This window comes from Cloacibacterium caeni, assembly GCF_907163105.1.
Taxonomy (GTDB): Bacteria; Bacteroidota; Bacteroidia; order Flavobacteriales; family Weeksellaceae; genus Cloacibacterium; species Cloacibacterium caeni_A.
In genome coordinates this window covers 663,630-675,738 of sequence record NZ_OU015321.1, presented here as the reverse complement: position 1 = coordinate 675,738, position 12,109 = coordinate 663,630, and the positions used below count along the sequence as shown (strand labels likewise).

The following is a 12,109-nucleotide window of genomic DNA, read 5'->3' as shown; positions in this document are numbered from 1 at the left end:
ATTATCCAAAAAATTTTCCTGATTCTTTTCTAGCATTAAGATGAGCAATTGCGAGTAAGTCTCTTTTACCCTCTGGGCTATAATCTAACAAAGAATTTCCTTCTTCATCATCCAAGTTGAAGCCTAGCGCTTTGGTAATGTCTTTTAAATCGGATACATGCAACTGAGTGGTATATTCAATACCTGTTTGTTTGCAAATTTGCATTCCTTTTTTTTTACCAACTTCTTTATAGATATGAGCGCCAATCTGTGCAGGTCTTTGTATAATGTGAAAAAATTTCCCAAAAGGCATCCAAATAAGAAAAATAATAACAAAAAAAGCGTGAGTAACAGCAATAAATTCGTAAGCTTTGCCGTGCATAAATTCATAATCCAAAGTAAGTCCTAATCCTGTAAGCGAGACAAGTATTAACAATAATAAAGGTAGAATATCACCTTCAAAAGTTTGTGTAGCTATAAGGCCTGGGTCTTTTAATCTTTTTTGTAGAAAATAGGTCGCACCAATTATAACCAAAACTGAACACCAGTTGAGTGCTCCAAAAGTAAAAAAACCAACAATGGATTTAATTGGAAAATTAAAAACTTCAAAACCGAAAAAGTGTGCGGTGTAAATATCTTCTACATTAGGATTTAAACCAGTTTCTGGTACCAATGTAAAATGAATCCAGCCAAAAGTAAGCGGAATAGTAATTGCAAAAGCCATGGTACAACCGATTGCCATCATTAAGTGGGCAATTCCTTTTTTCTTTCCTCTTTTGAGGATGAAATTTTGAAAAACAATATTCTTGAAAAAATCTTGAATAGTAAACCACGAAAAATGGATAAATTCTTTAGAAAACAAAGTTGTTAAACTTCTTTTAAAATAGATTTTAGTGGGGGGTCTTTGTATCCAAACACTATAACGATAGGCAATACCAAAAATAGCAAATAGGGTACCAAAAAGATAAGCTACTAGTGCTGCATCAAAGTTTTGTAAACTTCTTGAACCTATCATTATAAGTAAAAGTGTTAATAATGTTACAAAAGTAGCTGCAAATAATGCTCTGATATCAAATACTTTAATCATGTTATTATAAAGATTTATGATGTTTTATATCGCAAATTTACAAAAAAATATAAAATAAGACACCAAGGTCTTATCTTATTTTATAAATTTGCAATTTTAAATTAATTAAAATACTTAACATACCCGTAGTGCATTATAAAAAAGGTTGCCCAAGTTACTAAAAATTAGTATATTGCATTGACTATCAATCAAATACAATTATGAGCAACCTTGAAGCAAATTACAATTTAATTTTAAATAATTTAAGAGAAATTTCAGGAATTGAAGATTTTTATTTCAAGCCGATAAAACCGAAACTGTCTGACATAGAGTTGATTAGCCTAGTAATTTTAGCAGAATTTAAGTCTATTGATTCTGAACATCAACTCTTTAGAGAGATAAAAGGTTTTGAGATTGGGCCAAATATTGAAAGAAGTGTTTACAACAGAAGGAAGCGAAAACTATTTCCCTTTATAGAAGAAATAAGAATGAAAATGGTGGATAAATTAAATGAATCTGAAAACTATTTTATAGTGGACAGTATGCCTTTGGAAGTTTGCAAAATATCGCGTTCTTTTAGGAGCAAAATCTGCAAAGATGTAGATTATGCATATCCAAACAAAGGGTTTTGTGCTTCGCAGAATCTGCATTTTTATGGGTATAAACTACATGCAGTTTGTTTAATTTCTAGTGTTTTTCAGAGTTTTGATATTTCTCCCGCATCTGTTCACGACATTCATTACTTGCAAGATATAAAGCTTCAAATGTCTGATTGTGTGTTGCTTGGAGACAAAGGTTATTTATCTCAAACCATTCAGTTAGATTTATTTAATGAAGTAAATATAGAGTTAGAAACTCCGAAAAGAAAAAATCAAAAAGACTACAAGCCACAGTTTTATCAGTTCAAAAAATATCGGAAAAGAATTGAAACATTATTCTCTCAACTATGCGACCAATTTATGATTAGAAGAAATTATGCCAAAACTTTTGAAGGTTTTAAGACAAGAATTTTGGCTAAAATTACAACGCTTACTACTATTCAATTTTTGAATAAATTTGTATTTGATAGGAACATAAACAATCTAAAAATAAATCTCGTTTAATAATGCACTACGAGTTTAACATTTAAGTTCTTATATTAAAATTGTATATAATTTAGAATGATTCAAAATAAAATCAATGAATACACATCTCACTAATTCTTTATTAATTTCACATAAAGTTTTATTTCTTAATACACTTGCATTTACCATTTGTTTTGCCGCTTGGACAATGAACGGTGTTTTAGTAACCTATCTTACAGATAATGGCATTTATAACTGGAGTGTAGTAGAAACAGGTTGGCTACTCGGAATTCCTATTTTATCAGGTTCGATTATGAGATTGCCTTTGGGCTTACTAACTGATAAATATGGTGGGCAAAAAGTATTCACCACATTACTTATCCTTTGTAGTATTCCTTACTTTTTATTGTATTATGTAGATTCTTATTGGTTATATTTTTCATTAAGTGCATTGTTCGGTATGGTGGGGACAAGTTTTGCGGTAGGTATTGCTTTTACATCAGTTTGGTATCCTCAAAATTGGCAAGGACGAGCGTTAGGAATTTTCGGAATGGGCAATGCAGGAGCTGCCATCACTACTTTATTAGCTCCAAGTTTGCTCAATTATCTTTCGGAAGACAACCCCGAAAACGGCTGGAGAATGTTACCTATTTTCTACGGAATTACTCTTTTAATCATAGGTTTTGTTTTTATGTTTTTCGTCAAGAATAAAAAACCAGAGACACAAGTCAAAACGATTGGCGGATTATTAAAGCCATTAAAAAACATACGAGTGTGGCGTTTTGGATTGTATTATTTTTTAGTATTTGGCTTATTTGTAGCTTTTTCGCAATGGCTTTTACCATACTATGTAAATGTATATAAAACTTCTTTAGTTTTAGGAGGGATGCTTGCTTCAGCATTTAGCTTACCCAGTGGTGTAATACGAGCGTTGGGGGGATTTTTATCAGATAAATTTGGAGCAAGAAAAGTAATGTATTGGGTATTATACTCTTCCCTAATCATTAGTGGTTTATTAATGCTCCCGAAAATGGAAATTTTAACGCCTGGAAAAGGAATTGTTGCCAAGAAAAAAGGAACAATAACAGCCATTTCTAATGAAAAAATTGCTTTGAATAACGAAGATATTTCGATAAAAACCAAGCCCGAAATTCCTGAAAAAGTATCCGTTTTACCCAAATCATTTTCTTGGCAAGAAGTGGTAGTAAAACAAAACCAAACAGTAAAAAAGAAAGAACTTTTAGCAAAAGGAAACACACTTATCAAATTTGAAGCTCACATTACTGTTTTTTCAATTTTAGTTATATTAATAGGTATTATGTGGGGGATTGGCAAAGCAGCAGTGTATAAACATATACCCGAATATTTTCCGAATGAAGTAGGTGTTGTAGGTGGAATGGTAGGATTGATAGGTGGATTGGGCGGATTTATAGGTCCCATCTTATTTGGTTATTTGCTCGATTACTCTGGTTTATGGACCAGTTCGTGGATTTTTGTATTCATAGTTTCCGCCATTGCCTTGTTTTGGATGAGCAACGTCATCAAAAAAATGACGCACAACGAAGCTCCGAACATTAAATACAGAATAGATCATTAATTAAAATAAACAATATATAGATATGAAAAACTCGGATTGGCTTACTAACTATGATGCCACTAGCGAAACGTTTTGGCAAAACGAAGGCAAAAAAATTGCTTGGAAAACACTTACCATAACTACAATTGCTCTTACAATGTCTTTTGCAACATGGTTTTTGTTCAGTGTAGTGGTGATAAAATTACCCAAAATTGGTTTTAAATTTTCTGACAATCAATTATTTTGGTTAGCAGCAATGCCTGGTTTAGCAGGCGGCTTATTACGGATCCTTAATACTTTTCTTATTCCGATGTTTGGAACCAAAAAAGTAATTACTGTAACCACATTTTTAAAAATTATCCCTTTGTTAATGCTCGGTTTTGCGGTAATGGATCCTAGCTCAACCTTTGGCTACTTCATGCTTATTGCTTTTTTATTAGGAATTGGTGGTGGCGATTTTTCATCTTATATGCCTTCTACATCACTGTTTTTTCCGAAAAAAGAATTGGGAACAGCTTTAGGAGTACAAGCAGGAATAGGCAATTTTGGAGTTAGTTTGGTACAATTACTTTCTCCATTAATTATAGGGCTATCTATTTTTTCATTTATGGGAGGTGGCGAAATAATAGCCGAAACAGGAAAAACTATCTATTTAGAAAACATTGCATTTATTTATATTATTCCTTTATTTTTAGTAGGAATTTGGGCGTGGTTTTCATTAAAAAGCATTCCTGTGGTTGCTTCTTTCAAAGAGCAAATGGATATTTTTGGGGATAAGCATACTTGGTATTGTACACTTACATATTTTATGACTTTTGGTACTTTTGCAGGGATGGCAGCCGCTTTTCCGATGATGATTAAGAGTTTATATGTGCCATTAGAAAGCGACCTAGACCCTTTGGAATTTGCATTTTATGGGCCACTTATTGGTTCTGCAACAAGAGTTTTTTTTGGGAAAATTGCCGATAAAACTGGCGGTGCTATACTTACTCATATTACAGGAATTGCACTCATTATTTTATTTTCAGTTTTGATATTTGGAGGATTTTTAACCCCAACAACTATAGATCAGTTTCCTTATTTTGTAGGAATTGTAATGCTTATTTTCTTTTTTACAGGAATTGGAAACGCTGCTACCTTCAAACAATTTCCTATGATTTTTTCAGACTCGCCAAGAAAAGCAGCGGGTGTTATTGGTTGGACTGCCGCCATTGCTGCTTTCGGACCTTTTGTATTTAATGTATTAATTTCCACTTCAAAATCGATTTCTGGAGATGCACGATTATTTTTTGGATTAATGCTTTTTATTTGCGTGTTTGCAACTTTTATCAACTGGAAATTTTACACTAAAAAAGGCTGTGAAAGACCCAGCTAATTATTACAAAAGATAGGATGAATAAATTAGTTATTTACAAAGGATTATTAGCATTATCAATCTTAATGAATGTAGGATTGGTGTACAAATTTTTTTTACAAGGCGAAGATGTAAAAAATAGTAAAGATGGCAGATCCGAAATAAAAATGTCGAGCCAAAACAGAGAATTTGTAATGGCTGAAATGCGACTTTTTTAGAAAGTATTAAAACGATAAATGAAGGATTAGTTGAAAATAATCCCACTAAAATTGTTTCTATCGATCAACAATCAGGTGTTTGCAAAGTTGATGTCGTTCCACAAGGACTTATCAAATCTCTTCCAGTCGGTTTTAAAACTATGGGAATGCAAACCCACGATTATTTTGATAAAATTGCCAAAATAGCGAAAGAAAATTATTCGCAGAAAGAAATTCAAAAAGAACTAAATAGTTTGATGAATAATTGTGTTGCTTGTCATAGAACCTATAAAAATAACCTGAAAAGAATAAAATTATGATAAAAAAAATAATAATTGGTGTTTTTGTTTTGGGAGCTTTGCCAGTTTTTTCCCAAGTAGATAGCCTAAAAATAGGATTAGATTTCATAACTCGTGCAGAGCTAGATAATGGACAAAAAACATTAATAGCAGAAGGAAAATCTGCAGAAAACACCGTTGTTTCTAGAGCAAGATTAAATATGGATTATTTTTATCAAAATCTACAACTTTACTTCTCCATTCAAGATGCTAGAACTTGGGGCGAAAACGCTTCTACAGCTTCTAAAAATCAAAATTTTGTATTGAATGAAGCTTGGGCTAAATATCAATTTACACCAAAAGCTGCCCTGAAAATTGGACGACAAATGCTATCTTATGATGATGAAAGGTTGATTGGCGGTTTAGATTGGGCAATGCAAGGCAGAAGTTTTGATGCTGCTAAAGGAATTTTCAATTTCAATAAAAATTCTAAATTAGAAGTTGCAATTACTTACAACAATGATGATAACGATACCAATGATAGTGCTGAAAACGAAATCTACGATATTGTAGATGGTGGTGAAAAAGCAAAATCTTTGCAAATACTTCATTATCAATTTCAAAACGCCAATAAATTTCAGTTTTCTAGCATAGCACTCAATTCAGTAGTACAAAACACAATCTCTGGAACGCATTATGATATGCTTACTTTGGGCGTAAATGCAAAAAAATATTTTGAAAATTTCGGATTTTTTGGTTCAGTTTATTATCAATCTGGCAAAAATACCAATGCACAAAGCAAGTCTGCCTATCAGTTTTCCATCAATGCAGATTTTATCATCAGTAAAAAATTCAATGCAGTTTTAGGAACTGAATGGCTTTCTGGTAGAGATTATGATACTCCAAACACTGAAAACAAATCTTTTAGTCCGTTTTATGGAACCAATCATAAATTTAATGGATATATGGATTATTTCTTTGTAGGAAATCATTTCAATTCTTATGGTTTAAATGATTATTACCTGAAAACGACCACTAAATTCAACCCCAAATCTTCGTTTATGGTGAACCTTCATGCATTTACCACCAACGGAAAATTGGCAAATGACCAATCATCTTATTTAGGAACTGAAACCGATATGGTTTTTGCGTATAAATTTAGCAAAATGTTTGTGATGAATGTAGGACATTCATTTATGTTTGCAAGCAACTCTATGGAAATACTTAAGGCAGTAAACACACCGAAAAATTTACAAACATGGAGTTGGATTCAGCTCAATTTTGTACCTTCGTTTCGCTTAAAATAATAGGAAATGATATTCTCCAATTCTTGTCAATATGCAATAAAATCATGTATATATCTCGCTGTTAAACAGGATAAGGTTAAACAGGATAAGATAGATGTCACTGAAATTTCTGAGTTTATTAATTCTCCAGTTTCGTTTACATCCAAAATCTTACAAAAACTAGCAAAAAGTAACATCATTTATTCTGCAAAAGGTAGAGTTGGAGGGTTTTATCTAGATAATCTACAATATCAAACTACTACCATTAAAGATATTTGTGAAATTTTTGACAATGATGGGACTCTGAAAGGTTGTATATTGGGTCTTTCTAAGTGTAACAAAAAAAATCCTTGCTCTATACATCATTATGCTTTGGAAATCAGGGATAAAATCAAATATATTTTATCCCTTAAAATCTGTGATGTCAAAGATGTAGGAAACAATCTGATATTTTTAATTGATAAACCAATTATTAAAAATAAACTTTATGAAATGTTTGTAGATAAATTTCCAAATTCCAAAAGTAAGAAGTTTGAAGAGGAACTAATTATATCTTATGCTCAAAAATATGGAAGAAATATTAGTTTTGAATAAAAATTATAATCTTAAAGATACGTCATAAATTTCACAAAAAACATTTTATATCTTTGCCATAGTGCAAAGTAAAAGGGAGGCATCACTTTTACAATACTCTTTTTATTTGTTGCACCTATGTTGTACCAATGAAATAAAAAAAGCCCAAAAACTATTTGTTTAAAGGCTATATGGAAAATTTATTTTAACCTTGTCAAAGATTTCTTTGCTTTGCAAAAACTTTGACAAAGTAGATTTACATTTTTTCCATTTTGAAAGTCATGCTTTCGATTACTTTGAGCATTGCTTCCACAGTATCCATACTGGTAAGACAAGGAACACCATTTTCTACCGAAGTTCTACGAATTAAGAATCCGTCATTCATCGATTGTTTTCCTTTAGTAGTGGTATTGACTACATATTGTACTTTTCCTTTCTGGATTAAACTGATTAAGTTCTCTGTTTCTTCTTCTATTTTATAACCAATTTTGGTTGGGATATTGAGCTCGTTAAAATATCTAGAAGTTCCTCTGGTTGCCCAAATTTTGAAACCTATATCGTAGAATCTTTTTGCTAATCTTGCAGCTTCTGGCTTGTTCACATCATCTATGGTAAATAAGATAGAACCGTGTAAAGGAACTTTTCTACCTGCACCGATTAAACCTTTGTACAAGGCTTTTTCTAGCGTAGAATCTTTGCCCATTACTTCTCCAGTAGATTTCATTTCTGGCCCTAAAGTTACATCTACTCTTGTTAATTTACTGAACGAGAATACTGGTACTTTTACAAAAATTCCTTCTTTATTTGGAACCAATCCATCTTGGTAGCCTAAATCTTTCAGATTTGCTCCGAGAATTGCTTTGGTCGCTAAATTCGCCATTGGAACTTCTGTAATTTTTGACAAGAAAGGAACGGTTCTCGATGAACGAGGATTTACCTCAATCACATAGACATTTCCATCAGAAATTACATACTGAATATTCATTAAACCTATTACTTTCAACCCTTTTGCTAAACGTTTGGTATAATCTTCCAGTGTTGCAATTTGTTCTGGAGTAAGCGTTTGTGGAGGATATACCGCAATAGAATCTCCTGAGTGAACTCCTGCTCTTTCGATGTGTTCCATAATTCCAGGAATTACAGTAGTTTCGCCATCGCAAATTGCATCTACTTCTACTTCTTTTCCGGTGAGGTAACGGTCTACTAACACAGGATGTTCTGGACTTGCATCTACCGCATGTTCCATGTAATGGTCTAGTTCGGCATCGTTGTAAACGATTTCCATGGCTCTTCCTCCCAGAACGTAACTTGGTCTCACTAAAACTGGGAATCCAATTTCATTGGCAATTTTAATTGCTTCTTCTTTAGAGAAACACGTTTTACCTAATGGTTGAGGAATTCCAAGTTCCTGAAGTGCTTGTTCGAATTTATCTCTGTTTTCGGCTCTGTCCAAATCTTCTAGAGAAGTTCCCAGAATTTCTACTCCATGAGCGGCCAATTTATCTGCAAGGTTGATTGCAGTTTGTCCACCAAATTGTACAATCACTCCTTTTGGTTTTTCGAGTTCTATGATGTTCATTACATCTTCCTCAGTTAAAGGCTCGAAATATAGTTTATCTGAAATCGAGAAATCTGTAGAAACGGTTTCTGGGTTATTATTGATGATAATCGCTTCGTAACCCATTTGCTTAATCGCCCAAACTGAATGAACGGTAGCGTAATCAAATTCTACACCTTGACCAATTCTGATAGGACCAGAACCTAAAACGATAATTTTTTCTTTATCAGAAGGAATGCTCTCGTTTTCTTCTTCATACGTTCCGTAGAAATAAGGAGTAGCAGATTCAAATTCTGCGGCGCAAGTATCTACCATTTTGTAAACCGGCATTACTCCGTTTTCTTTTCTGAACTTGAAGATTTCTCTGTGGTCTGTTTCCCAAAGATGTGCGATATTAATGTCTGAGAAGCCTAATCTTTTCGCTTCCAGTAATATTTCTTTGTTGAATTTATTTTCCGCAATGGTTTTTTCAAAATCAATCAGTTTTTTGAATTTCCAAACGAAGAATTTATCTATTTTACTCCATTCTACAATGGTTTCCCAATCATAACCTCTTCTTAAAGCTTCGCCGATGATGAATAATCTTTCGTCATCACACACTCTAATTCTGCGTTCGATATCTTCGTCTGTTAAAGCAAGTGCTGGTTTGGTTTTTAATCCTAAATGTTGCAATCCCGTTTCTAAAGAACGAATGGCTTTCATTAATGATTCTTCAAAACTTCTACCAATCGCCATCACTTCACCCGTTGCTTTCATCTGCGTAGAAAGTCTTCTGTCGGCAGTTTCGAATTTATCAAATGGGAATCTAGGAATTTTAGTCACTACATAATCCAGGGCAGGCTCGAAACAAGCATAAGTTTTTCCAGTCACCGGATTAAGCATTTCGTCTAAAGTAAGTCCTACTGCAATTTTAGCCGCTAATTTCGCAATAGGATAACCCGTTGCTTTACTTGCTAAAGCCGAACTTCTAGAAACTCTAGGATTTACTTCGATGATATAATAGTTGAAAGAATGAGGGTCTAAAGCCAACTGTACGTTACAACCTCCTTCAATTCCGAGAGCTCTAATAATTTTAAGTGAAGCATTTCTGAGCATTTGATATTCTCTGTCAGAAAGCGTTTGCGAAGGCGCTACTACAATAGAATCTCCAGTATGAACACCTACTGGATCTATGTTTTCCATGTTACAAACCACGATAGCGTTATCGTTTTTGTCGCGCATTACTTCGTATTCTATTTCTTTAAACCCAGCAATTGATTTTTCAATTAAACATTGAGTCACTGGAGAATGTTTCAGTCCTAGTTCTGCAATTTCTGTCAGTTGGTATTCATCATGAGCGATTCCACCACCTGTTCCACCCATGGTAAAAGCAGGACGAACGATTACTGGATAACCAATTTTTTCTGCAAAAGCTAATGCTCCTTCTACTGTATTTACAATATCAGAATCTGGAACCGGCTCGTTTAATTCTCTCATTAATTCACGGAACAAATCTCTGTCTTCTGCTCTATTGATGGCAGAAAGTTTAGTCCCAAGAACTTCTACTCCACATTCTTCTAAAATTCCAGAATTCTGTAATTCTACCGCCATGTTCAATCCAGTTTGTCCACCCAAAGTTGGCAAAAGCGCATCTGGACGTTCTTTTCTGATGATATGACTTACAAATGGAAGAGAAATAGGCTCTATGTATACTTTGTCTGCAATTTCTACATCGGTCATGATGGTTGCAGGATTAGAATTGATGAGGATAACTCTGTACCCTTCTTCTTTTAATGCAAGGCAAGCTTGAGTTCCTGCGTAATCAAATTCTGCAGCTTGCCCGATGATAATTGGGCCGCTTCCTATTACTAAAATGGTTTTAATATCTGTTCTTTTCATTCTTTATTAGATTTCAGATGTCAGATTTAAGACATCAGATTTTATTTCATTTTTTATTTCTTCTTTTTCAGTTTTTGTTCGTAAGATAATTTGATTTCCATTATTTTTAAATTCATAACTTAGATTTCTGTGGAAATCGAAGATTGAACGGAGTCAATGATAAACTTTGTGTTTAAAAATTTTTAAACCTCTCCCATTCTCAAATTCTCCAACTCTCCTACTTTTTAAACTCTTCCATCATTTCCACAAACTCGTCAAAAAGATAATTGGCATCTTCTGGACCTGGACTTGCTTCTGGGTGATATTGTACTGAAAAACATGGATATTTCTTATGACGAACTCCTTCGTTTGTTTTATCATTCAGAGCGATGTGTGTTACTTCTAAATCGGTATTTTCTAGAGATTCTTCGTCTATTGCATAACCGTGATTCTGAGAAGTAATCGCTACTTTACCTGTTTTTAAATCTAGAACTGGGTGATTTCCACCTCTGTGACCGAATTTTAATTTATAGGTTTTTGCTCCACAAGCCAAACCAATTAACTGGTGACCTAAACAAATTCCGAAGATTGGAACTTTACCCAGTAAACCATTGATTAATTCTGAAGCACCTTTTACATCTTGTGGATCACCAGGACCGTTAGAAAGCATTACTCCATCTGGATTCATTAGTAGAATCTCATCCGCAGTAGTATCTTGAGACACCACGATGATGTCGCAATCTCTCTGAGAAAGTTCTCTGATAATGCCTAATTTAGAACCAAAGTCCACTAAAACCACTTTGAAACCTCTTCCTGGACTTGCATAAGGCGTTTTGGTAGAAACTTGCTCCACTTGATTGGTTGGGAAATTTTTAGTTTTCAGTTCAGCAATTACTGCTGTTTCATCTGCATTTTCATCTACAATTTTTCCTTTTAAAACCCCATGATTTCTGATAATTCTAGTCAGTTTTCTGGTATCAATTCCTGAAATTCCTGATAGCTTTTTTTTGGCAAAAAATTCATCTAAAGACAATTGACTTCTGAAATTAGAAGGAAAATCACACAATTCCCTCACGATTAAGCCTTTAATAGCGGGCTCAATACTTTCGAAATCATCTCTATTAATTCCGTAATTACCAATTAATGGATAAGTCATGGTTACAATTTGACCGCAATATGAAGGGTCTGAAATGAGTTCTTGATAACCAGTCATCCCGGTATTGAACACCACTTCTCCTTCAGTATCGGTATTTGCACCAAAACCTTGTCCGTGAAAAACTTCACCTGATTCTAAAATTAATTTCTTTTTCATTCCTTTTTA

The 12,109-nt window shown here is 33.5% G+C and carries 10 protein-coding genes; 7 read left to right on the top strand and 3 right to left on the bottom strand.

Going from position 1 to position 12,109, the window contains the following annotated elements; translation table 11 throughout:
* Position 1: 1 nt before the first annotated feature.
* Positions 2-1,066 (bottom strand): MFS transporter, encoded by a 1,065-nt coding sequence (locus KKQ76_RS03120; protein WP_213195777.1) that lies wholly within the window; start codon positions 1,064-1,066, stop codon positions 2-4.
* Positions 1,067-1,266: 200 nt separating this feature from the next.
* On the opposite strand from KKQ76_RS03120, the gene KKQ76_RS03115 reads away from it, so the two are divergent.
* The 7 genes from KKQ76_RS03115 to KKQ76_RS03085 all read left to right on the top strand — a co-directional run bounded on the left by KKQ76_RS03115 (position 1,267) and on the right by KKQ76_RS03085 (position 7,394).
* On the top strand, positions 1,267-2,148 hold the full coding sequence (locus KKQ76_RS03115; protein WP_246501327.1) for an IS982 family transposase: 882 nt from the start codon (positions 1,267-1,269) through the stop codon (positions 2,146-2,148).
* Between the two features lie 76 nt (positions 2,149-2,224).
* Positions 2,225-3,706: an MFS transporter gene (locus tag KKQ76_RS03110; RefSeq protein WP_213195776.1), complete on the top strand. Its 1,482-nt coding sequence runs from the start codon at positions 2,225-2,227 to the stop codon at positions 3,704-3,706.
* A 22-nt stretch (positions 3,707-3,728) separates the two neighbouring features.
* Entirely contained in the window at positions 3,729-5,060 is a 1,332-nt protein-coding gene (locus KKQ76_RS03105) for an MFS transporter (RefSeq protein WP_213195775.1), read from the top strand.
* Between the two features lie 17 nt (positions 5,061-5,077).
* The gene (locus KKQ76_RS03100; protein ID WP_213195774.1) at positions 5,078-5,257 is read left to right on the top strand and encodes a hypothetical protein; all 180 of its coding nucleotides are present in this window, start codon (positions 5,078-5,080) and stop codon (positions 5,255-5,257) included.
* Between the two features lie 146 nt (positions 5,258-5,403).
* The gene (locus tag KKQ76_RS03095) at positions 5,404-5,556 is read left to right on the top strand and encodes a cytochrome c (RefSeq protein WP_213195773.1); all 153 of its coding nucleotides are present in this window, start codon (positions 5,404-5,406) and stop codon (positions 5,554-5,556) included.
* Entirely contained in the window at positions 5,553-6,821 is a 1,269-nt protein-coding gene (locus KKQ76_RS03090; RefSeq protein ID WP_213195772.1) for an alginate export family protein, read from the top strand. Before KKQ76_RS03095 ends, KKQ76_RS03090 begins: the two co-directional genes overlap by 4 nt.
* A 6-nt stretch (positions 6,822-6,827) precedes the next feature.
* Positions 6,828-7,394, top strand: coding sequence for an RrF2 family transcriptional regulator (locus KKQ76_RS03085; protein WP_213195771.1), 567 nt, complete (start codon positions 6,828-6,830; stop codon positions 7,392-7,394).
* Positions 7,395-7,629: 235 nt separating this feature from the next.
* Here the strand turns inward: KKQ76_RS03085 and carB are convergent, their stop codons facing one another.
* On the bottom strand, positions 7,630-10,809 hold the full coding sequence (gene carB / locus KKQ76_RS03080) for a carbamoyl-phosphate synthase large subunit (RefSeq protein WP_213195770.1): 3,180 nt from the start codon (positions 10,807-10,809) through the stop codon (positions 7,630-7,632).
* 217 nt (positions 10,810-11,026) lie between these two features.
* The gene (locus tag KKQ76_RS03075; RefSeq protein WP_213195769.1) at positions 11,027-12,100 is read right to left on the bottom strand and encodes a carbamoyl phosphate synthase small subunit; all 1,074 of its coding nucleotides are present in this window, start codon (positions 12,098-12,100) and stop codon (positions 11,027-11,029) included.
* Between the last annotated feature and the right edge of the window lie 9 nt (positions 12,101-12,109).